At 68.4% G+C, this 26,448-nt stretch carries 24 protein-coding genes and 7 pseudogenes; 15 read left to right on the top strand and 16 right to left on the bottom strand.

Annotated features, from left to right (window positions below):
• Window positions 1-347: 347 nt before the first annotated feature.
• Window positions 348-812 carry an SRPBCC family protein gene (locus EV562_RS29105; RefSeq protein WP_133889817.1) on the bottom strand — a complete coding sequence of 155 codons (465 nt, stop codon included), beginning with the start codon at window positions 810-812 and terminating at the stop codon, window positions 348-350.
• A 46-nt stretch (window positions 813-858) separates the two neighbouring features.
• Here EV562_RS29105 and EV562_RS29100 point away from each other — a divergent pair, with 46 nt between their 5' ends.
• The 3 genes and pseudogenes from EV562_RS29100 (at window position 859) to istB (ending at window position 3,863) form a co-directional block, all read left to right on the top strand.
• Window positions 859-1,488, top strand: coding sequence for a TetR/AcrR family transcriptional regulator (locus tag EV562_RS29100; RefSeq protein WP_243860234.1), 630 nt, complete (start codon window positions 859-861; stop codon window positions 1,486-1,488).
• A 215-nt stretch (window positions 1,489-1,703) separates the two neighbouring features.
• Window positions 1,704-3,096 (top strand): annotated as a pseudogene (gene istA / locus EV562_RS29095) (IS21 family transposase).
• Window positions 3,093-3,863, top strand: a complete 771-nt coding sequence (gene istB, locus EV562_RS29090) for an IS21-like element helper ATPase IstB (RefSeq protein WP_133889815.1) — start codon at window positions 3,093-3,095, stop codon at window positions 3,861-3,863. The pseudogene istA and the gene istB overlap by 4 nt, the downstream one beginning before the upstream one ends.
• Window positions 3,864-3,884: 21 nt before the next feature.
• On the opposite strand, the gene EV562_RS29085 is transcribed toward istB, so the two are convergent.
• Window positions 3,885-4,523 (bottom strand): SMI1/KNR4 family protein, encoded by a 639-nt coding sequence (locus EV562_RS29085; protein ID WP_133889814.1) that lies wholly within the window; start codon window positions 4,521-4,523, stop codon window positions 3,885-3,887.
• A 790-nt stretch (window positions 4,524-5,313) separates the two neighbouring features.
• Window positions 5,314-5,985: pseudogene (locus EV562_RS29080) on the bottom strand (class I SAM-dependent methyltransferase); the annotation flags it as partial.
• Window positions 5,986-6,040: 55 nt separating this feature from the next.
• Between EV562_RS29080 and EV562_RS29075 the strand changes: the two are divergent.
• Entirely contained in the window at window positions 6,041-6,376 is a 336-nt protein-coding gene (locus EV562_RS29075) for a hypothetical protein (protein WP_243860232.1), read from the top strand.
• A gap of 93 nt (window positions 6,377-6,469) precedes the next feature.
• On the opposite strand, the gene EV562_RS29070 is transcribed toward EV562_RS29075, so the two are convergent.
• Window positions 6,470-6,853 carry a hypothetical protein gene (locus EV562_RS29070; protein WP_133889812.1) on the bottom strand — a complete coding sequence of 128 codons (384 nt, stop codon included), beginning with the start codon at window positions 6,851-6,853 and terminating at the stop codon, window positions 6,470-6,472.
• Between the two features lie 73 nt (window positions 6,854-6,926).
• Between EV562_RS29070 and EV562_RS29065 the strand changes: the two genes are divergently transcribed.
• The 3 genes from EV562_RS29065 (at window position 6,927) to EV562_RS29050 (ending at window position 10,637) form a co-directional block, all read left to right on the top strand.
• Window positions 6,927-7,694: a transposase gene (locus EV562_RS29065; RefSeq protein ID WP_133889811.1), complete on the top strand. Its 768-nt coding sequence runs from the start codon at window positions 6,927-6,929 to the stop codon at window positions 7,692-7,694.
• Between the two features lie 87 nt (window positions 7,695-7,781).
• A protein-coding gene (locus EV562_RS29060) for an IS5 family transposase (protein WP_133889810.1) occupies window positions 7,782-8,686 on the top strand; the annotation gives its coding sequence in 2 pieces (ribosomal slippage) (window positions 7,782-8,148 and window positions 8,148-8,686; 906 coding nt in all).
• A 715-nt stretch (window positions 8,687-9,401) separates the two neighbouring features.
• Entirely contained in the window at window positions 9,402-10,637 is a 1,236-nt protein-coding gene (locus tag EV562_RS29050) for an IS701 family transposase (RefSeq protein ID WP_133889808.1), read from the top strand.
• A gap of 192 nt (window positions 10,638-10,829) precedes the next feature.
• Here the strand turns inward: EV562_RS29050 and EV562_RS29040 are convergent.
• From EV562_RS29040 to EV562_RS29030, 3 genes and pseudogenes are all read right to left on the bottom strand, one after another.
• Window positions 10,830-11,600 (bottom strand): annotated as a pseudogene (locus EV562_RS29040) (transposase).
• Window positions 11,601-11,641: 41 nt separating this feature from the next.
• A complete protein-coding gene (locus EV562_RS29035; RefSeq protein WP_133889807.1) occupies window positions 11,642-12,187 on the bottom strand; it encodes a hypothetical protein in 546 nt (181 codons plus the stop codon).
• A gap of 402 nt (window positions 12,188-12,589) precedes the next feature.
• Window positions 12,590-12,874 (bottom strand): hypothetical protein, encoded by a 285-nt coding sequence (locus EV562_RS29030; protein WP_133889806.1) that lies wholly within the window; start codon window positions 12,872-12,874, stop codon window positions 12,590-12,592.
• Window positions 12,875-13,417: 543 nt separating this feature from the next.
• Between EV562_RS29030 and EV562_RS29025 the strand changes: the two genes are divergently transcribed.
• Complete coding sequence (locus tag EV562_RS29025) at window positions 13,418-13,618, top strand: DUF6207 family protein (protein ID WP_133889805.1); 201 nt, start codon at window positions 13,418-13,420, stop codon at window positions 13,616-13,618.
• A 308-nt stretch (window positions 13,619-13,926) separates the two neighbouring features.
• Here the strand turns inward: EV562_RS29025 and EV562_RS29020 are convergent, their stop codons facing one another.
• Window positions 13,927-14,754 carry an MBL fold metallo-hydrolase gene (locus EV562_RS29020; protein WP_208298447.1) on the bottom strand — a complete coding sequence of 276 codons (828 nt, stop codon included), beginning with the start codon at window positions 14,752-14,754 and terminating at the stop codon, window positions 13,927-13,929.
• Between the two features lie 127 nt (window positions 14,755-14,881).
• Window positions 14,882-16,354, bottom strand: coding sequence for an MFS transporter (locus EV562_RS29015; RefSeq protein WP_133889804.1), 1,473 nt, complete (start codon window positions 16,352-16,354; stop codon window positions 14,882-14,884).
• A 142-nt stretch (window positions 16,355-16,496) separates the two neighbouring features.
• Here EV562_RS29015 and EV562_RS29010 point away from each other — a divergent pair, with 142 nt between their 5' ends.
• Entirely contained in the window at window positions 16,497-17,441 is a 945-nt protein-coding gene (locus EV562_RS29010) for a LysR family transcriptional regulator (protein ID WP_133889803.1), read from the top strand.
• A gap of 147 nt (window positions 17,442-17,588) precedes the next feature.
• Here the strand turns inward: EV562_RS29010 and EV562_RS35775 are convergent.
• From EV562_RS35775 to EV562_RS28985, 5 genes and pseudogenes are all read right to left on the bottom strand, one after another.
• Window positions 17,589-17,808: pseudogene (locus tag EV562_RS35775) on the bottom strand (lamin tail domain-containing protein); the annotation flags it as partial.
• An 82-nt stretch (window positions 17,809-17,890) separates the two neighbouring features.
• Entirely contained in the window at window positions 17,891-18,826 is a 936-nt protein-coding gene (locus EV562_RS29000) for an ADP-ribosylglycohydrolase family protein (RefSeq protein WP_133889802.1), read from the bottom strand.
• 373 nt (window positions 18,827-19,199) lie between these two features.
• Window positions 19,200-19,503, bottom strand: a pseudogene (locus tag EV562_RS35770) (TetR/AcrR family transcriptional regulator); the annotation flags it as partial.
• 9 nt (window positions 19,504-19,512) lie between these two features.
• Window positions 19,513-20,085 (bottom strand): hypothetical protein, encoded by a 573-nt coding sequence (locus EV562_RS28990; RefSeq protein WP_243860230.1) that lies wholly within the window; start codon window positions 20,083-20,085, stop codon window positions 19,513-19,515.
• Between the two features lie 142 nt (window positions 20,086-20,227).
• A complete protein-coding gene (locus tag EV562_RS28985; RefSeq protein WP_133889801.1) occupies window positions 20,228-20,533 on the bottom strand; it encodes a hypothetical protein in 306 nt (101 codons plus the stop codon).
• Between the two features lie 564 nt (window positions 20,534-21,097).
• Between EV562_RS28985 and EV562_RS28980 the strand changes: the two genes are divergently transcribed.
• The gene (locus EV562_RS28980; protein WP_208298446.1) at window positions 21,098-21,355 is read left to right on the top strand and encodes a hypothetical protein; all 258 of its coding nucleotides are present in this window, start codon (window positions 21,098-21,100) and stop codon (window positions 21,353-21,355) included.
• 459 nt (window positions 21,356-21,814) lie between these two features.
• On the opposite strand, the gene EV562_RS28975 is transcribed toward EV562_RS28980, so the two are convergent.
• Complete coding sequence (locus EV562_RS28975; RefSeq protein WP_133889800.1) at window positions 21,815-22,306, bottom strand: hypothetical protein; 492 nt, start codon at window positions 22,304-22,306, stop codon at window positions 21,815-21,817.
• A gap of 61 nt (window positions 22,307-22,367) precedes the next feature.
• On the opposite strand from EV562_RS28975, the gene EV562_RS28970 reads away from it, so the two are divergent.
• From EV562_RS28970 to EV562_RS35760, 5 genes and pseudogenes are all read left to right on the top strand, one after another.
• Window positions 22,368-22,964 (top strand): hypothetical protein, encoded by a 597-nt coding sequence (locus EV562_RS28970; protein ID WP_133889799.1) that lies wholly within the window; start codon window positions 22,368-22,370, stop codon window positions 22,962-22,964.
• The gene (locus tag EV562_RS28965) at window positions 22,961-23,728 is read left to right on the top strand and encodes a histidine phosphatase family protein (RefSeq protein WP_133889798.1); all 768 of its coding nucleotides are present in this window, start codon (window positions 22,961-22,963) and stop codon (window positions 23,726-23,728) included. Before EV562_RS28970 ends, EV562_RS28965 begins: the two co-directional genes overlap by 4 nt.
• 471 nt (window positions 23,729-24,199) lie before the next feature.
• The gene (locus tag EV562_RS28960; RefSeq protein WP_133889797.1) at window positions 24,200-25,048 is read left to right on the top strand and encodes an SDR family oxidoreductase; all 849 of its coding nucleotides are present in this window, start codon (window positions 24,200-24,202) and stop codon (window positions 25,046-25,048) included.
• Between the two features lie 327 nt (window positions 25,049-25,375).
• Window positions 25,376-25,768 (top strand): annotated as a pseudogene (locus EV562_RS35765) (methyltransferase domain-containing protein); the annotation flags it as partial.
• 67 nt (window positions 25,769-25,835) lie between these two features.
• The gene (locus tag EV562_RS35760; protein ID WP_243860239.1) at window positions 25,836-26,150 is read left to right on the top strand and encodes a hypothetical protein; all 315 of its coding nucleotides are present in this window, start codon (window positions 25,836-25,838) and stop codon (window positions 26,148-26,150) included.
• Window positions 26,151-26,205: 55 nt separating this feature from the next.
• On the opposite strand, the pseudogene EV562_RS28950 reads toward EV562_RS35760, so the two are convergent.
• Window positions 26,206-26,325: pseudogene (locus tag EV562_RS28950) on the bottom strand (AAA family ATPase); the annotation flags it as partial.
• Between the last annotated feature and the right edge of the window lie 123 nt (window positions 26,326-26,448).

Below are 26,448 nucleotides of genomic sequence, written 5' to 3'. Positions count from 1 at the left end.
CCTCCAACGCTGCACCCCATACCGCCAACTCATAGCCACCCAAACCCCCAACCCCAACCCCACACCCACACCCACACCCGCCTGAACCCCCACCAGCCTGAACCCCCACCACCCACCCCCGACACCACCCCACTGAGCAGTACAGCCAATCCGGCCCCCAGAAGCCCACCACGAACCAACACCCATATCTCCGCGGAGTGGGGAGGCCGGTATGTGTGCGGCCTGCGCCAAGACCAGTCATGTGCAAGTGGTCGAGACATAGCGCCGCTCAGAGCAGTCCGTGGCCGAGGGCAGGGCCCCGGTGGGCGTCGGGCCTGCGCCGGGGCAAGGGGCGCCACCGGCCGCCGTCAGGATTCGGCGGTGGACACGTGGCAGGCCAATTCGGTGGCCAGGCGTCGCATGACCATGCGGTTGGCGTGCCGCATCGTGGCCCGTACGACGGGGGCCAGCAGCCGGTCGGCGAGTGGCGCGCGTACCCACGTGTACGTGAACGAGACGCGGGCCCCGCCTGCGGGGAGCGGCTCGATGGTGTAGATGCCGCGGCCCTGACGCCGGCCGGCCGCGCTGACGTTGCGTTCGACGATGCGCCGAGAAGCCTCGGCCTCGACGACATCGATGGTGACGTCGCTCTTCGTGCCGCCCAGTGCGGCGGTGACGGTGGCGCACGATCCGATGCCTCTGGCGGGGCCGGTGTAGCGCCAGTTGGTCAGGTAGTGGTCGGTGAACCGCTCGTGGTTCGCCATGACGTCGAGGAAGCCGTAGACCTGCTCGGGAGTCTGAGGTACGTCGATCGACACAGTGACAGACTTCATGTACCACACGGTACATGCGCCCTGTACCGATTGGTACAGTCATGACGTGGTGGCCAAGGACGACTCACACCCCCAGGACCAGGCCGCGCAAGGCCCGCCCGGAACCCGGCGCACACAACTGGTGGACGCGGCAGTCGACCACATCGCGACACACGGCATCGCAGACCTGAGCCTGCGCAGGCTGGGCGCCGCCATCGGCGTCAGCCACCGCATGCTCATCCACTACTTCGGCTCCAAGGAACAGCTGCTCATCGAGATCGTCCGCACGTCGGAGCGACGCCAGCGCGACGTACTCTCCCGGCTCCGCCTGGAACCCGGCCCCTCACCCGCCGACGTCGCGCGCCTGCTGTGGCAGCAGCTCACCGACCCACAACTGGCCGGCCAGCAGCGGCTCTTCTTCGAAATCTGCGGGCACGCACTGCGCGGCCACCCCGAGACCGCTGCGATCCTCGAAGGGCTGGTGACAGACTGGCTGGAGCCGCTCGCAGCCGCCGAGGCCAGGGCGGGAGCAGGCCCTGCCCGGGCCCGCAACCGGGCCAGACTCGGACTCGCCACCGTCCGCGGCCTGCTGCTGGACCTCCTCGCCACCGGCGACCGCGCCGGCGTCAACGCCGCCATGGAAGAATTTCTCCGGCTCTACTACGGCCCACAGCGAGAAACCACCGACCAGACGTAACGACGACCGCACCAGACGACCCACCACCATCCCAACAACGGCCCCACAGCAACCACACCTCCACCTGTGTCGGCGTACACGTGAACATGCCCAGTCACGTACGGATGAACGTGCCCAGTTGCTGACGTACTGAGGATCGTTCGTGGGCAGTCTGCCGCTGGCCTGATCAGGGTGGTGGAGGGCGGCTGACCGTGGTGTTGGATCCGCAACGGTGGATGGAGCTTCGACGCTTTCGCGGGCTGCTTGAGTCCGGGGCCATGAGCCTGTCGGAGATCGCAAGAGAAACTGGGCTCAATCGCCGTACAGTCCGTAAGTACTTGTCCTCCAGGGCCCCGGCCGCACCACCCCAGCGGGCTGGGGCTCGCCGCGGCCGCGCCCGTCGATGGATGGTGGATGAGGTCGCGCCGCTGATCGATGCGATGCTGCGGTCGGAGATTCTGATCAAAGGTGCCGTGGTTCACGAGCGGCTGGTGGCCGAGTACGGCTTCACCGGCAACTACCAGCGGGTGAAGCTCTACATGCAGGAGGCCCGGCCGCGGATCGCGGAGACACTGGGCATCAGCCCGGGCGAGCTGGCCGGGCTGCACCGCAGATTCGAGGTCGTGCCCGGAGCGCAGGCCCAGGTCGACTGGGCCGACGAAGGGCAGATCCTCGCCCACGTCGGCATCCCGAAGGTCTACTCGTTCCACATGACCTTGTCCTACTCGCGAGATCCGTTCTGCTGTTTCACCACCAGCCAGGACCTGGCCACCTTCTTCGACTGCCACCGACAGGCGTTCGCCCACTTCGGCGGGGTGCCGATGTCGATCGTCTACGACCGCACCAAGACCGTTGTCCGACGCCACGTCGCACCGGGCGAGGCCGTTCCGCTGCACCCGGAAGCGGTCGGATTCGCCGGACACTACGACTTCGACATCGACGTCCTGGCCGCCTACCGCCCCACCGGAAAGGGCCGCGTCGAGCGGCAGGTCCTGATCGTCCGCGACCACGTCCTGGCCGGACGGTCCTTCTCCTCCATCGAAGAGCTGGACTCCGCTTTCAACGCCTGGGGGCCGTTGCGCCGGGCGAAGTCCCACGGCACCCATGGCGAAGTGATCGGGCACCGCGCGATCCGCGACCACATGGCCCTCAGGCCCCTGCCGGCGACACCCTACGTGGTCACCCAGCGGCACCTTCGCTACGTCGGCAAGGACTGCCTGGTCGCCTTCGACGCGAACCTCTACTCGGTGCCGGCCCGCAAGGTCCGTCCACGTCAGCTGGTGGAAGTCAGGGCCACGAAGTCCCAGATCACTCTGCACTCCACTGTCCCCGACGCCAACGGCGACACCCTGCTGGCAACGCACAGCAGGGCTGTCGGCCGCGGGGCCTGCGTCGTCGACGAGAAGCACTGGGACGGTCTTCCCGACGGCCGGAACCGACGGACCACCACCGGTGACGTTCCTCCGCGGCCTCGTCATCAGCACCCGCTCGGCGAGGAGACGGCCGGCTCGCTTGAACCGGGCCGCGGCCGTCCGCGTCGAGGTCGGCCGCAGACCCCTGTCGGTCTATGACGAACTGACCGGGACCCGTCCCTTCACCACCCATCCCACACAGGAGGAGCCCAGTTGAGCGAGCTGGTCAGCACCCGAATCCGCACCACAGCCGCCAAACTCGGCCTGCCCCACCTGGCCGAGAGCCTGAACCAGTACGCCGGCCGGGCAGACGAGGCCAAGATGGGCTACCTCGACTTCCTCGACCTCGTCCTGGCCGAGGAACTCGCTATCCGTGACGACCGGCGCTTCCGCCAGGGCCTGCGGCTGTCCAAGCTGCCGCACCACAAGACACTCGACGAGTACGACTTCTCCTTCCAGCCCGAACTCGACCCCCGGAAGATCAAAGATCTCGCCACCCTCGCCTTCGTCGAGGCCAAGGCCAACGCGGCCCTTCTGGGCCCGCCCGGGGTCGGCAAGACACACATCGCCGTCGCGCTCTCGGTCGCCGCTTGCCGGGGCGGATTCTCGGTCTACTTCACGACCCTCGACGACATGGTCCGCCAGCTCAAGGTCGCCGAGGCGGCCGGACGTCTCAACAGCAAGCTCCGCACCTACCTCCGGCCCGGCGTCCTCGTCGTCGACGAAGTCGGCTACCAGCCCCTCGAGCGCGCTGAGGCGAACCTGGTCTTCCAGGTGATCTCCAAGCGCTACGAAAAAGGCTCGATCATCCTGACCTCGAACAAAACCTTCAGCGAACGGGGACAGGTGTTCGGCGATGAAGTCCTCGCCACCGCCATTCTCGACCAGCTCCTGCACCACTGCGACGTCGTCTCCATCAACGGCCCGAGCTACCGGCTGAAGAACCGGCTCGCCGCCATCGAGCGCGACACCAACGTGGCTTGATCAATCACCCAGCCCGGGACCTCAGGCTGCCGCCCACGGCTCGGCACGCCAGCCCGGCAGTTCCTTGTCCAGCCATTCCTCGACGGTCCGCCGCCAAGGGTCGGTGGAGTCACTGTCGACGACATCGGCCCAGGTGTCTTCCGCGACGTCCGGATCGACGACGAGGCTGTCGAGGTAGGCGTCGAAGTCGTCGGCGACCTTGGTGAAGACCCCCTTCGACAGGTATCCCGGGTGAGGAATGCCATGCACGAAGGCATGGAGCTGGCCATGGGTCGCCGGGTTCAGGTCCAGGAACAGCGTGTCGCTCCCGCCGTTGCGGGCGATCGGGAGAAGGCCCGCCAGCGAGACCTCATGGGCGAGCCACCCCTCACGGCTACGGCGGTACTCGCCCCGAAGGGTGCCCCAGCCGCATTCGCCGTCGTTGTCACGGCCGAGCCGATAGAGGTCGTCGAAACTCTGGAGCGGCTCCGGGTCGCAAGCCGGCAGTCGGACCGAGTACGTGAGGCTCTCCCCGCCCGCCGCCTCCAGGAACGAGCGATAGGAAGGTGGCAGCGGAAGCCCGATCTCCCGTTCGAGACGTTCAACTTCACCGACCTCGAACGGCGTGAACGGCCCTACGACCAGGCGGCCTCGATACCAGCGCGACGACTCCTCAGACACGGCCAGATTGTCGCACTCCGTGGCCTCCCGAAATCCTCCAAGCCCCCACGCTACTGAACGTCGAGCTGAGCACGTTCATCCGTACCTGGCTGAGCACTCCGACGAGTACGCGGACAACCTGCCTCACAGGCCTTCAGAGACACAACGAAGCCCACAGAAACCCCCACATCGGCTCAGCCATCAACCCGCAGGACAGCCGAGTAACAGGCCAGAGTCGGCCACCAGTGTGCTGAGCACCAGCCACGGCAGCATCCACGTCATACGTGATCCCCCCTTCCACGCCCGCTCGTTGCGCGCGCATGTGGGTCAGACGGCACGGAATTCGTGAGCCGGACCGCCGCGCCACTCCACCCACCGCCGGTCGTCCAGAACGGCTTCCGCGCGTCGATGCCGGCGCCCTCAAGGAACACCACCAGGTCGTGATCGCTGTAGGCGGTGGCGAGGATTTCGTCCCGGCCGTGACGGTGCACGCTGACCGGCCCACGCCCGCAGTCGCAACGACGAGAAGATGACGGCCACACAACACTCCCACCGGCTCAGTGAACTCCCCCGGCCAAAGATGCAGCCAGCAGGCCAATCCGAGACGCCTGTGTCATACAAGGACGGCCGCGTTCATTCACCGGAACCGCCGTACCGGTCGCCTCGCCTCTCGGATCCAGCCCGCTCACTGCATACCTAGGGATTTTTGATCTTCCGGCTCGCCATCCCGTAAGCGCGGCGAAGTTGCCCATGGGATGTGCTCACCTACTGAACCGGGAGGTGCGAAGCTGTTACGTGGTCCGAGTGCCGGTCATGGCGCCGGGAACAGACGCCAGAGGGACGTGGTCTCGGCGCTTCGTGCTGTGTGGAGTGGGTCGGCGGCGTCCTTGGAGCGTGGGTGTCGGGGCTTGGTATCGATCTTGTCCACGATGCGAAGCTGTGATGCCTGGATGGCGTCGAGCAGCTGCTGACGTGTCCGGAGGTCGAGGTGCTCCGCCAGGTCGGGCAGGATGAGCCAGCCCTCGCCGCCTGGTCGGAGGTGGGCGGACAGTCCGGCGAGGAAGCTGTGGAGCATGGTGCTGTCCGGGTCGTAGACGCCTTGTTCGATGAGGCTGGTCGGACGGGCGGGGAGCCATGGTGGGTTGCAAACGACGAGGTCAGCGCGGCCTTCGGGATACAGGCCGGGGCCCGGCACCGGCACCTCAATGCGGTCGGTCAGTGCGAGCCGGTGGACGTTCTCCCTGGCGCAGGCCAGGGCGCGTGGGCTGATGTCGGTGGCCACGACGCGGTTGATACCGCGGCAAGCCAGGACCGCGGCGAGGACAGCGGTTCCCGTTCCGAGGTCGAATGCCGAACTGGTGGCGGGACTGTGTCGGGCCACGGGCGGCAGCGGCGTGTGCGCGACCAGGTCGACGTACTCACCTCTGACGGGCGCGAATACTCCGTAGTGGGGGTGGATCCGAGTCCCCAGCGCCGACACGTTGGGAGAGCTGTTGCACCAGCGCGGCTGGCGGACGGCATTCACAGTCGCTGAAAGGGTGAACGCGTGGGCCGCCCTGGTGAGATTCATCGAGCGCGGCTACGGCGACGACATCTACGAGTACACCAACGACCTGTACTGCCGAAACTGGCTGCACGAGGCGTGGCTCCTGCTGGACGAACACATCGTCCAACTCTGGACCCCGCAGATCAAAGCCCTGGACGACGGGTACAAGGCCGCAACCATCGACGACGATGGCCAAGCACTCGACCAGTTCCACTGGCTGCCCGGCCCCGACCTGTGGTGGTGGCGACACCCCCGCATCCTCACCGGAGACCTCGGACGTTCGCTTCGCTCGGCCGGCGCCATCGGCACCGACCCGGACACAACGTGACCCTCAGCCTCCTGGGATTACGGGACAGCCCTTAAAGGCTGTCCCGTAACTACGGCCCATCCCCGCGGGCGGGGCACTCCGCGCTCCCGGGGGCTACCCGAAGATGAGCTCGACGTCCTTGTCCACACAGAACCGCAGGACAGTGATCGACTCCCTGACGTCTTCGATGCGCCGTCGGATGACAGGGTCGCTGTCGTCAGACTGCCGCTGGTCGAGAATCGCTTCCAGCCGGGGCAGCATCGCCGCGCATTGAGCAGGCGTCAGGTCGGGGCCGTCGTCGTCTGGATGGTTGAGCAGTGGCGCCAGCGTGGTGGAGACACTGCGCCACTGGCGCTCTCCACCGAACCCGTTCATTTCGGTGAGGGTGAACCCCTCGGCCTGAGCCAACCACTTCCTGAACATGCTGAAGCCGGTGTATGACCAGGAGACGTCCGGACTCGCCACGTCGTCGTCGCCCGGGAAGAGCATCAGTCCCACCTTGTCCCCCCTTGGCTGTTCGTAGCCCAGGATCGCCGTGAGGAAGAGTGCCGGCAACTGAAATGATCTCCGGATGGCCGGTGCGATTACGGCGTCGGAGCCGTCCTGGATAGCCCCGTTCACCGGGCTGAGCCCACGCTGTTTCGGCAAGCTGGTGACGGCTGTGCGCCGCGAAACTGCGGCCAAGGAGCATCGCGGGCGTCCATGGGGGCTGCAGCTGGAGGACCGCATCCTGTTGGTCGTCCCGTACTGGCGCACGAACTTGACGATGCGCCAGCTCGCCTCGCTGTTCGGCATCTCGAAGTCGGCGGCCGACCGGATCATCGACCACCTCGGGCCCCAGTTCGCGCTCCAGCCGCGCAAGCGGTTCGCGAAGGACACCGTGCTCATCGTGGACGGCACCCTGGTCCCCACCCGGGATCGCACGATCGCCGAGCAGTCGAAGAACTACCGCTACTCCACAGCCCACCAGGTCGTCATCGACGCCGACACCCGGCTGGTCGTCGTGGTCGGCCGTCCTCTGCCCGGCAACCGACACGACTCCCGCGGCTGGGAGGAATCCGGTGCCAAGGGCGCCGTCGGCAAGACCGTGACCATCGCCGATGGCGGCTACCAGGGCACCGGCCTGGTCATCCCGCACCGCAGGGCCAAGAGCGAGGACCTGCCCGCCTGGAAGGAAGAACACAACCGCTCCCACAAACACGTCCGGGCGCGCGTCGAGCACACCTTCGCCCGCATGAAGAGCTGGAAGATCCTGCGCGACTGCCGCCTCAAGGGCGACGGCATCCACTACGCCATGCTCGGCATCGCTCGCCTGCACAACCTCAACCTCGCTGGATGACAGGTGAGTGCATGCAGCAGTCGACCACGTCAAAACCGACCTCAAGATCAGTTACGGGACAACCTTTAGTCGCTCGTTGGTGCGGTCATGGGGCGGGGAGATTTAACGAATCGCGAGTGGTCGCTTATGGAGCCGCATCTGCCGCCTTCCGGCAGGCGGGGAGGCCGGTGGAACGATCACCGCACCGTGCTCAATGGCATTTTGTTCCGGATCCGCACCGGCGTCCCGTGGCGTGACCTGCCGGAACGATACGGCTCCTGGAAATCCGTCTACGAGAGGCATCGCCGCTGGTCGGCGGACGGCACCTGGGACCGGATCCTGCAGGCGGTCCAGGCCCACGCCGACCTGGCCGGCCGGATTGACTGGGGCATGGTCGGTGTTGACTCGACCTCCTGCAGGGCCCACCAGCACGCGGCCGGAGCGCACAATGCCACCCCGCGGGTTCCGAAAAGGGGACGACGCCCCGGCATCACCGCCCTGACGAGGGGCTCGGACGGTCCCGGGGCGGGCTGACCTGCAAGATCCACCTTGCCGGGGAAGGCGGGTGCCGCCCGATGGCTCTCCTGATCACTCCGGGCCAGTGGGGCGACGCCCCGCAGATGATCGAGGTCTTGGACCGAATCCGGGTTCCCCGCCCTCTGGGCGGACGGCCCCGGACTCGGCCCGATCACGTCAGCGGCGACAAGGCATACAGCTCCCGCCGAAACCGCCGCTACCTGCGACGACGCGACATCAAGCACACCATCCCGGAACCGAAGGACCAGCGCGCCAACCGCCAGCGCCGCGGCAGCCGAGGAGGCCGACCTGCAGGCTTCGATAAAGCGATCTATAAGCGCAGGAACGAAGTTGAGCGGACGATCAACCGGCTCAAGAACTTCCGGGCCGTGGCCACGAGATATGACAAACGTGCCTACGTCTTCCACGGCACCGTCACAGTCGCCGCAATCCGACTCTGGCTTCAGACCTCACCCGTTCTCCACGCGTCATTGTGAAGACGACGACCCGGCCGCAGGACGCCATGCAGCTGGCCAGACCACGTCCCGGGCAACGGCCCCTGACACACCGAGGCTCGCCCGAGCGTGTTCAACATAGCGACTCCGGGCATCCCGGAACTCCAGATACGCCTGATCCCAGTTCTGTTCGACTTCTGTGGCGATGCCCCGAGCCAGGCACTCCAACCGCCACAAGCAATGGTCTAGGGTCTTGGACGCGGTGTTCGTCTCTGTGTCGCCAAGCAGCCCGAGCGTTTCCGACAGCGCAGAACGACGAGACTCCAGCTGGCCGAGAGCCGACAGCACTTCGGGTGTCGGTTCCAACGGCATGGGCCCTGACACCAACCCGCGGGCGGCAGCGATCATCTGACAGCGAGCCGCTAGCTCTTTGACGGCGTGAGCGTACTCGGCATAGGCCGTCAAGCGGTGCTCGTCCCATCGTACGGCCTGTTGTCTGCGCCACCTCGTACGCTCGTTCGCGCTGCTCACCAGGAACGACGTGACAGCCCCCAGGGCGACACCCACGAGCGGAAGTATCTGGCTGGTCAGACTCACAATGGACTCCTGATCAAGTAGTACAGCAACTACCCAATCCTTTCCACGGCAGTCGGGCAGCACAACACCCATCAGGGCAGCCGACGGTGATCCGCCGGACAGGACCTAATAGTGCTTCGTTACGTCGGGTGATCTCGCCTGGTGTTGGGCATCTTCTGGCATGAGGCTGGGGGAAGTGGAACGGCTCCGGGGTGAGTTATCGGAGTTCGTTGCCGATGTGTTCGCCTCGGTGCCGCGGCGGGATCAGCGGCGGTGGGGCGAGTGTTATCTGCGGGGCCTGATGCTCGACGGCCGGCGCCAGTCGGTCCAGCCGATGGCCGAGCGGCTGCCGGACGGGAACATGCAGGCCCTGCAGCAGTTCGTGAACCAGTCGCCGTGGGATCCGCTGCCGGTCAGGCAGCGGATCCCTGAGCGGCTGTCCGAGGTGATCACTCCTGAGGTGTGGGTGATCGACGACGTGTCGTTCCCCAAGTGCGGCAAGGCGTCGGCCGGGGTGGCCCGCCAGTACTGCGGGGCGGCCGGGAAACGGGCGAACTGCCAGGTCGCGGTCAGTGTCCATGCCGCCACCGACACCGCCTCGTGCCCATTGGAGTGGCAGTTGTATCTGCCGCGTGAGTGGACGGACGAGCCGGACCGGTGCCGCAGGGCAGGAGTCCCCGACGACGTGGTGCACCAGGAGAAGTGGCGTCTCGCGCTCGGCCTTCTGGACACACTCGCCGAGTGGCAGTTGAAGGCGCCGGTCGTGGTCGCTGATGCCGGCTACGGCGTCAGCACCCCGTTCCGCCTCGGTCTCCAGGAACGAGGGCTGTCCTATGTCCTGGCCCTGACCGGGAAGGAAGTCGCCCACCCGGAGGATGCCGAGCCGCACCAGCCGGCCTACGGTGGGCTCGGACCGCCCACCCTTGCCCGCTACCGCACCCCACCGCGAGCCGTCTGCGTCCTCGCAGCGCAGGCGGGTGCGGAGCAGTTCACCGAGGTGACCTGGAGGCAGGGCAGCAAAGGCGCGATGACCTCACGGTTCGCGGTGCTGACAGTGCGGCCTGCTGGCAAGCAGTCCCTGGCCGCAGCCCAGGAGGCGGGCGGCGGCCGCAACCGCTGGGACGGTGTCCTGCCCGTCCAGACACTTCTCGCCGAGTGGCCGGACGGCCAGGACATTCCGACCAACTACTGGATATCAAACCTGCCCGCCACCACCCCGGTCGCTGACCTGGTGCGGTGGGCGAAGATGCGCTGGCGCATCGAGCACGACTACCGCGAGCTCAAGCACGGACTCGGGCTGGACCACTTCGAGGGCCGCACCTGGCGCGGCTGGCACCACCACGTCACCCTCGTCACCGCGGCCCAGGCCTTCCTCACCCTCAGGCGGCTCGACCCAAAAGTCCGCACACCGGCCTGACCCTCTACCAGGTCCTCGACGTTCTTCAGGACCTGCTGAGGTGCTGGACCGGTACCTGTACCACCTGCGGACGCCCCCTGCCCCGCCCTCGGAGCAGCCGCAGACAGCCCACAACCTAACGAAGCACTACTAAGTCTTGTCCCGTAAATGATCTCTGAGCTGCCGCATGACGTACCACTCCCCGACTCGCATCTATCCGGTGAGGGCCAGGTTGTGTAGGTGTGCGATGCCACGCATGGCGTGGTGGACACCATCGCCTTTCGGGCGGCAGTCCCGAAGGATCTTCCAGCTCTTCATGCGGGCGAAGACGTGCTCGACGCGGGCTCGGACTTTGCGATGGGAAGCGTTGTGTTCCTCCTTCCAGGCTGGGAGTTCGGCCTGGTCTGGTTCGCGGCGGTGCGGGATGACCAGGCCGGTGCCCCGGTCACCGCCGTCCGCGATCACGGTGGTACGGCCGACGGAGGCCCTCGCGCCGGACAGTTCCCATGCCTCTCAGTCGTTGCGGTTGCCAGGCACCGGCCGTCCGACCACAACGACCATTCGTGTGTCTGCGTCGATGACGACTTGGTGGTTGGTGGAGTACCTGTAGTTATTGGACTGCTCAGCGGCGCTGTGGTCGCGGGTGGGCACGAGCGTGCCGTCGACGATGAGAACGGTGCCGGCGCGGAAGCGTTGCCGCTGCTTGAGCGCCAGCAACGGCCCAACGTGGTCGATGATGCGGTCGGCAGCTGACTTGGAGATGCCAAACAGCGGGGCGAGCTGGCGCAATGTCAGGTTGGTGCGCCAGTACGCGGTGACCAGCAGCACCCGGTCTTCCAGCGGCAGTGACCAGGGGCGCCCCCGCCGAGTCAGCGCAGCACCTTCTCGGCGCAAAGTAGCGATCAGCCTGCGGAAGTCCCGCGGTTGCAGCCCACTGAACGGGGCTATCCAATGCGGTTCCGACGCCGTGATCACACCAGCCACGTGAAGAGATCGTTCCACCTGTGGACCTCGGAAGCCGCGACTCAGCCGCAGCGGCACTCCCGGTGTTCCGCGGAACCCACCTGCTCCATGCGCTGGATCTCGCGCTCTGCTGCTTCCAGGTGCCCGAGGTCGAGGGCCATCGCGGCACGCCCGGCAATGTAGAAGAGGTCCTGCCGGGACCTGCAGTCCAACCCCGGTTGGCGGCAGAGGGCCAGGAACCGCACTTCGAGACTGAGTTCGATGCGGCCCATCTCGTCCCGAACGCCGACCGGGAGCGCGACGTGTCGGAGATCCTTGGCATAGTCACGCGTCTGCCGGTCGGCCTCGTCAGGCCGGGCTTCAACGGGACGATAGGGGTGATCGGCCCACTCCGTGTCAGCCCACCAGACGAGTTCGCCCAGGTGCTCCGCGGCGACCATCAAATCCGGAGGCGAGGCGGAGAGGGCCGCATCAGCGCTGGCAACCAGCTGGGCGAGACGGCGTCGCGCGTCGTCGTCCCCCGCCACGCACATCGCGACGAAGCCCGACAACACTTCAAGTCGGCGCGATACCTCCGCCCGCTGCCAGATCTCGTACAGCCCCGCCATCCACCGTTCCCTTCCCGCCAACCGCGTGTCCGCGCCCCGAACCCTATGACGTGCCACCGCCAACAGGTCCAACGGTTTTCCCAGGCTCAGCGAACGAAGCTCATGCCGGTTCCGTGGGGCGCACGGTGTCCTCTCACAGCTCGCCCGTCCGCGAGCGCGTGCTTCTTGATCATTGCGGGACAGCCCTTAGAGCCGTTTGAATGGCTTCGAGGGTGTCTCGGCACTCGCTCAGTCAGGTGGGGCGCTTGGGGGTGCAAGGGCACTCCCAGGTGTGTTCTGCCGCAAGGGTGCTGAGTGCTGCTGCATGGTCGGCGACGGGCTTGCACCCGGGGTGCCGGGTGAGGGAGCGGGGTGTGTTGTCGCCTTTGCGGCCCCGCAGGGGGGACCCGAAGCGGCACCCCATCAGCCACGGCTGGTCCGCGTCGGGGTAGCCCTAGCGGGGTCCATCCCCACCTGCGCGAGCCGGGCCATGGCCTCTGTGGCCCGGACCAGGTTGGTCAGGTTCAGGCGCACCCTCGGCATGAGGTGGGAGTAGGAGCGGGTTGCCCGGAGGCCGTGGATCAGGCTGGCGGGGGTGACGGGTGCCTGTGCGGGGAGGGTGGGACGCTTGCCCTGCTCGAGGAGGGTGACGAGGTGGGCGGCGGCCTGGTGTCTGTCGGCGGCGCGCTGGGCGGGGTGGCCGGGCATGGTCGCGTACCAGCTGCCGTGACGGCGGTGGACGGTTCCGGCCGGGGTCTGGTCGACGGTGACGGGGTAGAACCCCTCTTCGTCGCGCTTTCCAATGGCGTATCGCTACTGGTTCATTCCTTGTTCTCTTTCGCTGTTCTTGCCTTGGTCTGCCGGTTGGGCGCCACTCCCTCCCGACAAAGAAAAGACTATCAACGAGGTCTTCATTGTGCTGGTCCTCACGCGGAACTCTGACCACGGCGGGTATGCGAGTACGCGGGTAGGCCCTTCTCATCGTTGTCCCGGAGGCCCGCCAGCCCGCTTGTGCGCGCCGTCAGGAAAGGAATGCGTAATGTACCTCGCTCGGGAGTACCTCTTCGAAGGCCAGGCGGCCGGTGTCGCCGGCGCTATTGCTTTGATCGTGCTGATCGGTGTCATCGTGTGGAAGAAACTGGGCTGAGGCTTCCCCTTCTGTCACTTCCACGACCAGACTGTGGCAGGAGGTTCTCACCCGAGAGGCGTGCGTCGGGCGGGGAGCGTGCGACGAGGACCTCGCGGGGGTGAATGCGAAGCGAAAGAGAACTGCCGCCCAAAAGACTCGGCGTCGTGCCGGTCATGGAAGGGATCAACGACGTACACGTGTCCGAACCCGGCCTGGTCGTGGTCGACATCGCCGCAGCCGGCGACAAGACCATGTTCACCTTCCACACCGCCCTGGCCGCCCGGTGGGCCACCACCTCAACCGAACCAGAAGACCTGCCTTGAGCAACGTCTGGTCGTACTGCTGGCACCCGGTAGGTACGCCAAGTAAGCGGCATGCGCCCTGATGGGGAGGGGCTGGCCAAGGGCCGTCTCTACTGGTCCGTCCCGTTGCCCGACGTAGACGTGGACGGTTGAGGAGCTCGTTGTGGCCCATACAGTCGGCGGCCCAGGTGGTCAGGCGCGAGCCTCAGTGGCAGGCCAGGTCGGGGCCGTGCGCGCCGGTGGGTCAGCAGCACCCAGCCAGTCGCAGCGGATGGCGTCACGGTTGCTGGGCACCGCCGATTGCCGAACGGCCACTCACGGCACCGGGGTCACAGAGGATGCCAGGCGGCACCCTTCCCGTGCGGCCGGACCCAGCCGAAGACCACGTCCGCGAAATGGATGCCGAAGCCGAGGGTGCCCGGGCTCAGGAGTTCGGTGATCAGACGGCGGCGGTGGCACTCGGACTGGGTGGGGTCCGCGTCGCAGACTGCGGACCACTCGGGGTGTCGTATCTGGAGGGGCGAGAGCAGGGTGTCGCCGAAGGCGAGCAGGCGCGTGCCGTGCGAGGCGATGACGAAGCCGGTGTGGCCCGCGGTGTGGCCGGGCAGGGTGAGCGCGTGGACACCGGGGAAGATCTCGTCGCCGTTGAGTACCAGTCGGGCGCGGGGTTCGAGGGCCGTCGCGGCGGCGTCGCGGTGGTCCCACTCGACTTTCGGGATGACGAAGGTGGCCCGGGTGAACAGGGGAGGTTCGACGCCGGCCCAGCCCGTGTGGTCGGTGTGGAGGCGGGTGAAAGCCACCGTCTCGATGTTCGTCGGCGACCGCCCGAGCATGGCCAGGTTGCCGGGCAGCGAGCCGCCGTGCACGGCACCCCGGTAGGGGTGGTCAGGGTCTTCCGGTACCGCGTGCGGGCCGAAACCGGCGTCGATCAGCAGAGCCCTCGGGCCGAGTTCGACGAGGAGGCCGCCGGTGTTGGCGACCAGCCGGTGGGTGTCGTTGAGGTAGTTGCCGTATCTGCTCCACTGGCGGTCCACGGTTGAGGGGAGGGTGCCGGCCGGTTTCAGCAGCATCGCCCCGTCGGGCACGTAGCTGACCTTCAGCTCACCCACGCGCAGGGTGCACACGGCGGAGGGCCTGCGCAGTCGGTTGTCGTTCATGGTTGGTTTCCTCGCGGTAGAAAGCGTGGGGTGCGGCTCTGACACGGGAGGCGCGGCCGCCCGCCGCGTGGCGGTGGGCGGCCGCGCCGGGTGCGCGGACGGTGCCGTGTGCCGGGCACGGGATGGCCTACGCTGTCGTCCGCTTGCGCAGTACGGTGCCGGCGAGCAGGGCGCCCGCGAGGGCGACGACGCCCGCTGTGACCATGCCCGCGTGCAGTCCGCCCAGGATGTCGGCGCGGGACGGGACGGCGCCGGAGGAGAGGGCGCCCGTGCGGGCGGCGGCGATCGCACTCAGCCCGGAGACGCCGATCGCGGCCACGTACTGCGGCAGCTGCGACAGGCCGCCGACGACGCCCTGGTCCTCCTCGGTGACGCCCGTGGTCATCACGGTGATGAAGGAGACGACGCTGAAGACGTGTCCGAGCCCCATGACCGACGAGGTGACGAGCAGGGCGGTCAGGTTCACGTCTGCGGGCAGGGTGAACATCGCGACCGTGCCGGCGCCCTGGATCAACAGGCCCGCGGCCAGTACCTTGACCCCGCCGAACCGGCCGAGCAGCCGGGCGACGTACATGCCGCCGAGTGTCGCGGCGGCGCCCTCCCCGAGGTAACTCAGGCCGGCCTGAAGGGCGGTGAAGCCCAGCACGTCTTGCATGTACAGGCTCAGCAGCACGGTCGTGCCGGCGCACATGCCGAAGGTGATGACACCGAGAAGCCCCGACCACTTGACGCAGCGCCGGTTCAGTACGGACAGCGGCACCAGCGGCTCCGGGTGGCGTCGTTCGACCAGCAGGAACACGGCCAACAGGACCAGTCCGCAGATGATCGGACCGAGCGCCGAGGGGCGGATCCAGCCCTCGTCACCGCCGGTGGAGATGCCGTAGACCAGGCCGAAGAGGCCGAGGGTCGCCAGGACGGCACCCGGGATGTCCATGCGCCGGGCCGCACCGGACTGGTGGATCGACGGCAGGGCCAGCGCGCCGGCCAGCGCCAGCACACCCATCGCACACAGCACGACCATGGTCCAGCGCCAGCTGAAGCCGTTGGTGATGACACCGCCGCCGAGCGCGCCGAGCACGAAGCCCAGCGACATCACGGCGCCGTTGAGGCCGAGCGCACGGGCGCGCTTGGGGCCTTCCTGGAAGTAGCCGGTCATCAGGGCGATGGCGGACGGGGCGATCATCGCGGCAGCGGTGCCCTGGCCGATGCGGGTGGTGATCAGCATGCCGGGGCTGTCGGCGAGGGCGGCGCCCAGAGAGAACAGAGTGAAGACGGCGACGCCAAGGGTGAACAGCCGCTTGCGGCCGATCAGATCGGCGACCCGGGCGAACAGGGGCAGCAGGCTCGCCGACGGCAGCAGGCTGGCGGTGGCCACCCACTGCAGGGTGCCGGCCGAGGAGAAGCCGAGGGCGGTGCCGATGTCGGGCAGGGCGACGGTGACGATGGAGAAGTCCAAGCCGCACATGAAGGTCGCGCAGCACAGAGTGATCAGCACCAGCCACTCTCGTGTCCCGAGGGCGGCACCGTCGGCGGCGGGCCCGGGTGGCGCGGCGACGTCCTGAGCCTGCCGGGCGGATGGTGCGGATTCGGTGACGGCCATGAGTGGTCCTTCCAGGCTGTTCGACGGACCTGATCAGCCTCGAACCGGGAGCCCTGCGCAACAAGCACGATCTGTGCAACGATCGATTCGCTGGGCTCATCGTTCGAGGTCGGTGACATGAAGGACGCGGGGAGATTCGGTCATGGAACGCCAGGAGATCGAGATTTTCCTGACTCTCGCTGAAGAACTGCACTTCGGGCGGACCGCCGAGAGCGTGGGCGTCTCACAGAGCCGGGTCAGCCAGACCATCGCCAGGCTGGAGCGCCGGATCGGTGCCAAGCTGTTCGACCGCACCAGCCGTCAGGTCACGCTCACACCGATCGGGGAGCAGCTCAAGGCCGACCTCGCGCCCGCGTGGCGGGGGGTGGGGGAAGCGGTCGCGCGGGCCATGTCGGCCGGACGGGGGATCACCGGCGCGCTGCGGATCGGCTTTTCCGGTGCGTTCACCGGCCATCTGCTGCACAACATCACCGAGGTGTTCGGGCGCCAGCACCCGGGCGTGGACGTCCAGGTTCGCCAGGTGCAGATCTCGGACCCCTTCGGTCCGCTACGCGCAGGCGACGTCGAGCTGCAGGTCACCGAGCCTCCGATCGCCGAACCCGACCTGACGCTGGGGCCGGTGTTGGTGTCGCAGCCCAGAGTGCTGCTGATGTCGTCCGCGCACCCGTTCGCGGAGCGGGACTCGGTGAGCATCGAGGACCTGGCGGAGGCGACGCTGCTGACGGTCGCCGGGAACGTGCCGGCGCACTGGCTGGACCACCACTTCCCGCGGCAGACGCCGTCAGGGCGGCCCATCCCGCACGGGCAGGCGATGACGCACTGGGAGGATGCGCTCTCCCTGGTCCTGGCGGGCAAGGGCGTGACACCGGTGGCCGCGGCCGGCGCGCACTACTACAGCCGCCCTGGCCTGGTCTTCAAGCCGCTCACGGACTCCCCGGACATCGACTACGCCTTGGTCTGGCCCACCGGTCACGAGACGGCCCGGCTACGGGCGTTCGTCCGGGTGGCCATGGAGGAAGTCAGCCGAGTGGGCGGCCCGGCGCGGGCCGTGGAGAGCCTCTGGACGGGCGAGGGTCAGGGTGCCTGAGACGGGCCGCAGAAATGGCCGCTCGGTCACAGCCCAGGGCCCACGGGGTGTGCCCCCTCCCCCACCGCCAACAGTCGATGGTGCAGACGCAGGACCGGAGGTGGCCGCCGGGCGGCCGGCCCTGTCCCGGGGGGCGGGTCAGCCGTGCTAGGTGATGCAGCCGGTGCCGTCGCGGTCGTTGGCCTTCTTGGTGCAGGCGTCGACGTCGGCGCGGGAGCCGGAAGGCTTGTTGAAGTAGAGGCGTGTCCTTGTCGTTGTTCCAGATGAGGGTGCGGTTCTGACGGTGGATGACGTTCTTCGCGTCCGAGTCGGTGCCGCGGCCGCCGCGCAGGCTGACATAGTCGCCGGGCTGCAGGGTGTGGTGGCGCTGCCGCAGCCGCTCAAACACCGGGCAGTCGGCTCCCCACACCACCAGCTCCCCATTTATGTGGGCTGCCGTGCCCGTCTCATCATGGCTCTCCCGCGAGGCGGTGCGCGAGGCGCAGCAGGTCTGTCAGGTGCAGCACCCGTCCGTCGAAGCCTGGGAGAGGGACATGGAGCGGCTGGGTCCAGCGGACGGGGATTGCGTCCAGCCCGTAGTACGCCCCCGCGAGGCCTCCGGTGACTGCAGCGACGGTGTCCGTGTCACCTCCGAGGTCGATCGCGGCGCGTATGGCGTCCTCAAAGCTGGTGGTGGTGCGCAGGGCCCAGACGGCGGAGCCCAGGCAGGGCCAGACCGCACCGTTGAACTCGGTCGCCTGCTCGGGGTGCCAGTCGGGCGAGAGGACTACGGCGTACCGTCCACGGTGGCCGGGGTGGATGAGGCCCAGGATGTCCGGGAGTGCGGCGAGAGGGTCGACTTCCTCGAGAGTGGCGCGGATGAGTTCGTGGAAGATCGCGGTACCCTCCCAGGCCGCTCGGTCTCCGTGGGTGAGAGCAGCGATGCGGCGCGCAGCGTCCATGGTGGCTTCCTGGCCAGCGGCCGCGAAGTGAACCGAGGAGGTCGCCGCCCGCATCAAGGAGCCGTTTCCGGCCGCTCGTTGATTGACCTGGAAATGGATAGCGGCAGCGAGGTCCCAGGGCATGCCGTTGGTCAGGACGTCTTCCGTCTGCAAGCCGATGTCCTTCGGTTCTGACGCCGCCCACCGCTGGAAGCGGGCGAAGATGTCCGGCAGATCCAGCCTGCCCCGTTCCAGCAGGGACTCCGCGACGAGGACGGCCATCTGCGTATCGTCGGTGGCCTCGCCGGGGTCCCAGCCACCGCCTCCGCACATCTCGCCACCGGCACCAGGCGCGGGAAACCGCGCGGAGAACGCCCGCTGGGGGCCGAACTCGAAGGGGGCGCCCAGCGCGTCACCCACCGCCGAGCCGACGACCGCGCCAGCAGCCCGCTGAATCAGCTTCATTCGCGCAGGTTATCCGTGCGGTGCCGATGGCCATACGACCCTTTACCTCCCTCGGATCCCGAGACGTCGGAGGCGAACGCGACTCGTCCACAGAGGTGCACCGCCTGAGACATCGCTGTTCCGAGACACCCGTTCAGCTCAGATGACCCCATCCAGGCCGGCGTCGCCGGGCAATTGCGCGCGCAGCGTTGCGAATCTCCGGGAACGCGGCGGTCATGTCGGTGCCCTGCCTCGAGTGCAGCAGCACTCGCCGGTTGGCCCAGCGGGCGAGCGGGGCGCGGTAGCCGTCCTTCTCCAGACTTCGTTAAGGCTCATGAGACATCTTGGATCTGGCAGGTACGGCACGTCGGACGGCTTTCGGCGCAGGTCGCGTGGGGGCGCTGTGGCGCAGACCGTCGAGGAGGAGGCTGGTGATCTGGCGGGCTTCGTCGAGCCACCTCCTTCACGCGCATGGCGCAGATGCCGCCCAGGGCACGCAGCGGAGTGGAGCCGCTGACGTCATCGCGGACCGTGCCGGCTGCGGCGCCGGCGTCGAGGAGGCGGGTGAGGGCGGCACCCATGCGGGCACGGGCGTCGTCGAAGACCGGTGAGTCGGTGGCCATGATGCTCTCCAGTGCGACCGACATTCCCTTGCCCACGGCTGCGTGGTCGACCAGGAGTAGCAGAAAGCGGGACAGAACCGCTGGTCAGTCCCGCGCCTCGGCTCCCGGCCCCTTGCTGAGGAACTGCTTCGCCGCCTCAACCGCTTCTCCGTTGAGTTCCTCGACGGAGACTCCCCAGCTCTCCTCCCAGCCGTCCAGGTTGTGCGCGCAGTGCACAAGGGGTTCTAGCTCTTCGGGGTAGCCGAGGTCATAGGCGACGTCCGCCCAGATGAGGTGAGTGCCGACGGCGGGATCCAGGGACCCGTCGGCAATCTGACCAGCGATCCAGTAGGCCATCGCCAACTTTGCGGCTCGGGGGTCCGCGGGCGGGTGGAAGAGCAGTCCCAGTTCGTCCAGTACCTGGTCGAAGAGCTCTGGCGCTTCAGGCTCTTCGCTCCGGAGGAGTCCCGCCAGCATGGCCAGGGACGGGCTCTCGACCCCGGCTATCAGCGCGTCGAGACCTGCCTGAATGAGTCTGTCCGACCCGACATGCCTGCCAAATGCCCTCTCGCGCGCGATGCGTCTGAACTGATCGAGGGCGTCGTCGCTGGTCATCAAGGTCTTCTCCGTCGGCATCTGGGAGGGGAAGGCTTGCACATCCGCCGTCGCCGCTGCCATCGAGTTCCTCCCGTCGTCGGTGACCAGGACATGAGGACGCGCTTCCGCACGAGAGCGAAGCCTGTGCGGCCGAACATCTGGCGCTTGAATATCTTGATCCGGTTGACGTGTCCTTCGACGACGCCTGAGATCCAGGGCAGAGTCAGACCGGCGATGACGGCGTCGCGGTCGATGCCTGCGGCGAGGGTGAGGGCGGCCGGGTGGTCACCGGGTGCGGTGCGGTGCGCTTGTCGTGCAGGTAGGCGCGGACGCGCTGGTGGCTGCCCTTGTACCCGAGTGGCACGATCTCCTCCCATAGCTTCCAGGCGTTGGTGCAGCCCTCGTTCCAGCGGTCGTCAAGGTAGGGCTTGTAGTCGTCGAGGACGGAGGGCCAGTTCTGCCACTGACCGGTGAACAGCCCTTCCGGCGTTACGGCGTCGGCGAGCTGCTTGACGGTGCGGTAGGTCATCCCGAGCTGCCGCTGCACCGAGCGCCGGCTGTGCCCCGCCTTCAGCAGTGCGTGGACGGTGGCGTGCCGGGACCGGGTCCGATCGGAGAATCGATGTCCGCGTGGCCAACGAGAACCGGACGATTCCGCAGCCGGAGTGGCCTCGGAGTCGGGTCCGGGTTCAGGAGCCGTGGGGACCAGAGCGCGGAGGCAGCGACGTGCATCGGTATCGTCCCGCGCTGCGCCGAAGGTCGGCTCGGCCAACTGCCGGTATGTCCCGTTGCCGGCCCTGTGCCGCAGGCTCCGCAACCCCACCGCCAGGCGCAGCAGTAGACCGTCTCCCGCTTCCAGCGGACGTTCCCCCGTGGCACCACATCCGCCTTCCCCCGCGTTCGGTTCAGTTGTTCGGGATCCGTTTGTTCAATACCCGAGCCAGATCCCGAACAACTCCTACCAGCTAGGAAAGAGGTGGACATCAGTCCGCAACAACAGCCGCAGAGACAACGAAATGGGGAGACGATGCGAACCCGAACGAGAATCGCAAGCGCCCTCGGCGCCTCGGCCCTGATGATCGGCGCGCTGTCTGTGTCACCCGCCCAGGCGACGGAGCAGGGTGGTACCGGGACGCAGGCCTACTGCCAGACATGGATCGACGGTGCCTGGGGCAAGGCCAGCTGCTACAACAACTTCGGCTACGACCGCACTGCCTGGATCCTGGTGACCTGCGTCGACTTCTGGGACCCGGACGTGCGCGACACGGCGGTCGTACAGAACGGCTCGACAGCGACCCTTACGGGTAACTGCTGGGGCGCTGTCCAGAAGGTCGAGGCGGGCTGGGAATAATCACGCGGCATGCCGGGTCCACCCGCGCGTGGGTGGACCCGGTGCTGCACACCGAAGGTGCTCAGCTGCCCGGTCTCTATGACCAGCTCAAGCTGGCTGAGGGGAACGTCGTCTCCTGCATGCTGCGACAGCCTCGGCCGCGGTGGGCTGTGGTCAGCGCTGGGGAGGTCGAGTAGCAGGGCGTGGAACACGGGCGCGGGAATGAGCAGCCCGCCCCATCAGGAGGCGCCGGGCGGGAGCGGGGCGCCGTAGGCGTAGCCGACGGCTTGGTCGCGGTCGTGGCCGACCACTCAGGTTCAGCCGAGGCGGCGGCTCCAGCCGTCCAGGCCCCGGGCGAAGCGGTCGACGCCGGCGAACGGGTCGGTTTCTGCGGCCTCGGCGTAGATCTCCAGCAGAAGTGGGCGGACCTGGACGGCCTGGTGAGGGCCGTAATGCTGTGGGTCGAGAGTTCGAGCGCGGTCACGGGCGGGACTCCTGGGCGGTGAGGGTGCGGCGCACGGTGGCCAGCCGGCCGGTGATGCGGCGGCTGTCGAGCAGAAAGGCGTCGAGGCCGGTGGCGGTGGCCGCGGCCTGTTCGCGCTCGCCGCGGGCCGGCTGCAGTTCGGCCAGCTGCACGGTGCCGTACGCGCGGTTGCGGCGCATCGCTGTGGGGATCAGGGCGGAGGGCCTGGACGGTGGCGGCCTCGACGCGGTCATAGCGGCCCAGTGCCAGGTGGATGAGGCGGCCAGCCCGGACAGGTCAACAGGGGTGAGGAACGCCGGCCACGCCAGTGCCGGGGCGGACGGGTCGATGCGGCCGTAGGCGCGCCCGGCGGCCAGCAGACAGCGGGCGGCCGCAGTGCGCTCGGCGGTGCGGGCCTGGCCGATGGCGAGGCGGACGTGCAGCAGGGCGGCAAGATGCGGGTTCTGGCGGGCGCGGCGGTTGTCCAGGGCGGCGCGCGGAGCGTACAAGAGGGCTGAATCTTGTCAGGCTGAGCCTGACGCGTCATGCCGTCAGGCCTAGCCTGACGGCATGACGGACACGCCCGATCCCGACGCTGACCGCTGCGCATATGGCCGCACCGCGCTGGCCCGCCCCGCCCTTTCGGCGGAGCTGCAGAAACACACCGGCTGGGAGGTCATCGGCGAACAGCTCGACGTGGAGAAGCAGTCCGCTCACGAGCGGTACAAGGAGACCGTCGCGGAGTGGCAACTCGCCCTCCAGGAGCCTTACTACCCCGCTCCGCCGGGCGCCCCTGCACGCGGTCTGCCTCTGCAGGAGGCCGCGTACGCGCCCACCACGGCCGGTCAGAGGCCCGACGCGTGGGTGCGCGAGCACATCCCGCCCCACCGGAAGACGGACCACCCCGTCACCGACCATCTGCCGGTCCTGAGCACGGCGCAGGAGATGGTGCAGGTACCCGATGCCCTCAAGCACCTGTACGGCGACATGCGTACGCCTCCGGACCCGCTGGCCCGTGCACGCTTGACCGAGCGCAAGGCTGCGCTGCTCGACCGCATCGTCGCGGAAGAAGGACGCACTGAAGCCGCGCAGCAGGCGGAGGAGGCCCGGGCTGTCGCCGTTCAGCTCCGTGCCGAAGCACGAGAGACCGGTGAAGGGACGTCATGACCGAACGAACGCCGCCCGATGGGGTGCCGTCGACTGCCCTGGTGCCGCCCTGCGCGCTGGGCGGGCTGTGGGCCGTGCGGCACGGGCAGAGCACGGCCAACGTTGCCTTCGCCGCGGCGGAGGATTCCGGCACCACTGTGCCGGTGCCCGGCCGGGACCGGGACGTTCCGCTGTCCGACCTGGGCGCCGTGCAGGCGGTCGCGCTGGGCGACTGGCTGGCCGGAAAGGCGCCGGAGGCCGGACCGGACCTGGTGGTCTGCTCCCCTTATATGCGCGCGCTGCAGACGTGGGAGGGTATGGCGGCCCGTGTTGCCGAGCTCGGCAGGCTGCAGCTGGACATGCTCGTCGACGAGCGGCTGCGGGACCGGGAGATGGGCGTCTTCGAGCTGCACCCCCCGGCGGCGCTGCGGGCCCGGTCCCCGCAGGAGGCGGACCGCCGGGACCTGGTCGGTGAGTGGTGCTACCGGCCGCCTGGCGGGGAGAGCTTCGCCGATGTCGCCGTACGCGTGGGCCAGTTCGTCTCCGATCTGGCCCGGGCCGCGCCTGGGCGGCGGGTCCTGGTCGTAGCGCACGACGGAGTGGTCATCGCCCTGCGCTACGTCCTCGCCGGGATCGGCGCCGACGCACCCGAGGAACTGCCGCCGGTCCCGAACGCCTCGGTGTCGCACTGGAACGGCGACGGCCGCCGGCTGCGTCTGGCCGCCTGGGGCGACACCGCCCACCTGACTTCGCTGAACGACCTGGAAGGAATGACGCAGGCATGAACGACGACTCCCCCACCGACCCGATTCTCGCTCACGTCGAGCTGGTCGTCGGCGGACTGTACGGAGACCAAGCTTACGAGGCGGCCCGTAACGCCTCACTGGTTCGCGTCGGCGTCGGGAGGCGAAGCGCCCGCGACCTTGTGCCCATGGAGCTGCTGCCGCCAAAGATCACGGCACTTCCCAGTTGGGAAGTGCTGCTCAACAGCAGGGTCAGTCCTTTGACGACACCCCCTGCGGCTCTTGCCCGAGCCGCCACGTCACCGTCTCAGCAACGCCATACTGAGAGCCGCCAGAAAGCTCGGCGGCCCCGCGACGCAGGCCCCTGCCCGCCCTCGAACGCCCCCGGCATGCACCGGAGCGCCCCCGCGTGAGGAGATGACCGTCGGCGCTCCTGCGCCAACCATGGGAGCGGGCCGGGCCGGGACCGGCGCCATGGAGGCGCGGGCCGTCGAGAGCGTGCGGGAGGCAGCGATGGGGCGACGTTGGCTGGTAACGGGGTGCTCGTCGGGACTGGGCCGGGCGCTGGCCGAGGCGGCGGCACGGGATGGCCACGAAGTGGCGGTCACCGCGCGCGATACCGCCGCCCTGGACGACCTGGCCGCTGCCTGGCCCGGACGGATCGTCCCTCTCCCGCTGGAACTGCGCGACGCCGCCCAGTGCGAGGATGCCGTCCGCGCTGCCGCCGACCGTCTGGGCGGGGTTGACGTCCTCGTGAACAACGCGGGCGCCGGCCTGTTCGGCGCGGTCGAGGAAGTCTCCGACGCCGAGCTGCGCGACCAGCTGGAGACCCTGGTCGTGGGCCCCTGGCGGCTGGTCCGCCTGGTCCTGCCGCTCATGCGCGCCCAGGGAGGCGGACACATCGTCAACGTCTCCTCCCTGGCGGGCCGGATGGCGTTCCCCGGGCTGGGCGCGTACGTCGCCGGGAAGTACGCCCTGGAGGGTATGAGCCAGGCGCTGGCCGCGGAGGTGGCCGGCCAGGGCGTGCGAGTCACCGTGGTGGAGCCCGGCGGTTTCGCCACCCGTTACGGGACCTCACTCGCCGAGTCGAGCCGCCGGCTGCCTGAATACGCCGCGGTCACCGCCGAAACCCTGGGCGCGGTGCGCGGCATGGCGGGCGACCCCGCCACCGGACGGCCCCAGGACTTGGCCGTCCGGATCCTCGCCATCGTCGCCGCCGACGTGCCCACCCCGTTGCGCGTCCCGGTGGGCGATGACGCCTACACCTACCTGGAGACCGCCGAGCAGGCCGCACGCGAGGAACTCGCCGCCGCCCGCGCCCTGGTCGGGGGACTGTCACCGCTGCCGTCCACCACGCCGTAGGAGCCGCGCCGCGCACCGCCGACGACGTGACAGGGGGGTGCGAGGGGCGCCGTCGCCCGCCCGGTCGCGGTCGGGGTCGCACAGCACGGTGAACGCCTCGTGGTGGCAGGGCAGGAATCCCTTGGGGCCGTCGTAGACCTGGAGGCAGGGGTTGGCGACCAGCGCGCGCAGTTCGCGTTTGCCGAGGTAGGCCCCGGCGGGATCCCGGCGGCGCGGCGGCCGCCCGGTTCACCGACGCCTTAGAAACCTCGAACGTGACCAGCGATCAAGGTGCGGCCGTTCGTGGACCGCGGCCTGCTGGAAGCCTGCCATCTGAACACCGTACCGATGACGCCCGGGCCCATCTGGCTTCGTTCACGTTCAGCAGCAGCGTTTGTCGATGCCTCAGACTGGGACGCCAGCATTCGTCGGCAGGGGGACGCCCTCCACGCCCTTATCGGTCGAGATGGCGTCGAGATGCTCGACTGTTCCTGCGGCATCGGCACGCAGGCCATCGGTCTGGCGCTGCGCGGGCACTGCGTCACCGGCACCGATCTCAGCCCGCGCGCTTCCGCTCGCGCTGGCCGGGAGGCCGCTCGCCCGGGGCCTCAGTGTGCGCACCGCGGCCGCCGACATGCGACGCCTCCCGTTCCCGACGGCCGGTTCGACGTCGTCGTCTGCGTTGACAACTCGCTGCCCCACCTGCTGACAGAGCAGGATGTGCACGCCGCTCTGGCCGCGATGCGCCGCGTGCTGCGCCCGGACGGCCTGCTACTGGTCAGCACACGTCACTACGACGACTTGCTGCGTGCCCCCCGTTTCGACGCCCCCACAAGTCCACCGGACCGCCGCGTGCGCCGACGACCGAGATCGGACGGTCACCTTCCAGCTCTGGCACTGGCACTGGCACGAGGACGGAGAGCACTACGACCTGGAGCACTTCCAACTCCTTCCGGCAGGCGGAGAATGGTACGTCCAGGTCCGCCGGACCACCTACTGGGCCGTCAGCCAGGACCGGTTGGCCGGCCTCACAGCTGAGGCCGGCTTTGTCGACGTCCGGTGGCGGATGCCGCAGGAGACAGGCTTCTTCCAGCCGTTGCTCATGGCCCGCGCCGGCGATTGAGTGACTTCTTCACCGTCGGCCGTGAGGGCGGTGGTCGAGCCAGAACCGGTAAGTGTCAGCCAGCCTTGGCGGGTTGCTCGGCTCGTGCCCGGGTGCTGGCGAGGCGGTAGGAGTCGGTGCCGTTTTCGATGACGGTGCCGTTGAAGGTCAGGCGACCGGCGATCGCCGCGTACAGCTCGACCTTCGACATCTGCGGCATGACCAGGACCATTTCACCGGGAACACCTCGATGCTGTCCTCGCAAGTACCCCGGCGCTGACAAACCTCGTGAACATCACCCGACCGTGGATCTGGACGC

The organism is Streptomyces sp. BK208 (genome assembly GCF_004364245.1).
Classification (GTDB): domain Bacteria; phylum Actinomycetota; class Actinomycetes; order Streptomycetales; family Streptomycetaceae; genus Streptomyces.
This window is presented reverse-complemented; position numbering and strand designations above follow the sequence as displayed.

Coding starts and splice junctions, on each gene's coding strand:
- EV562_RS29000 (WP_133889802.1), bottom strand. CDS start 18,826: ATGAAGCTGATTCAGCGGGCTGCTGGCGCGGTCGTCGGCTCGGCGGTG.
- EV562_RS29020 (WP_208298447.1), bottom strand. CDS start 14,754: ATGAACGACAACCGACTGCGCAGGCCCTCCGCCGTGTGCACCCTGCGC.
- EV562_RS29025 (WP_133889805.1), top strand. CDS start 13,418: ATGCGAAGCGAAAGAGAACTGCCGCCCAAAAGACTCGGCGTCGTGCCG.
- EV562_RS29105 (WP_133889817.1), bottom strand. CDS start 812: ATGAAGTCTGTCACTGTGTCGATCGACGTACCTCAGACTCCCGAGCAG.
- EV562_RS29015 (WP_133889804.1), bottom strand. CDS start 16,354: ATGGCCGTCACCGAATCCGCACCATCCGCCCGGCAGGCTCAGGACGTC.
- EV562_RS28965 (WP_133889798.1), top strand. CDS start 22,961: ATGACCGAACGAACGCCGCCCGATGGGGTGCCGTCGACTGCCCTGGTG.
- EV562_RS28985 (WP_133889801.1), bottom strand. CDS start 20,533: ATGACCTACCGCACCGTCAAGCAGCTCGCCGACGCCGTAACGCCGGAA.
- EV562_RS29030 (WP_133889806.1), bottom strand. CDS start 12,874: ATGCCCGGCCACCCCGCCCAGCGCGCCGCCGACAGACACCAGGCCGCC.
- EV562_RS29065 (WP_133889811.1), top strand. CDS start 6,927: ATGGCCGGTGCGATTACGGCGTCGGAGCCGTCCTGGATAGCCCCGTTC.
- EV562_RS29010 (WP_133889803.1), top strand. CDS start 16,497: ATGGAACGCCAGGAGATCGAGATTTTCCTGACTCTCGCTGAAGAACTG.
- EV562_RS28970 (WP_133889799.1), top strand. CDS start 22,368: ATGACGGACACGCCCGATCCCGACGCTGACCGCTGCGCATATGGCCGC.
- EV562_RS28960 (WP_133889797.1), top strand. CDS start 24,200: ATGGGGCGACGTTGGCTGGTAACGGGGTGCTCGTCGGGACTGGGCCGG.
- EV562_RS29050 (WP_133889808.1), top strand. CDS start 9,402: ATGAGGCTGGGGGAAGTGGAACGGCTCCGGGGTGAGTTATCGGAGTTC.
- EV562_RS29035 (WP_133889807.1), bottom strand. CDS start 12,187: ATGGCGGGGCTGTACGAGATCTGGCAGCGGGCGGAGGTATCGCGCCGA.
- EV562_RS28990 (WP_243860230.1), bottom strand. CDS start 20,085: ATGGCAGCGGCGACGGCGGATGTGCAAGCCTTCCCCTCCCAGATGCCG.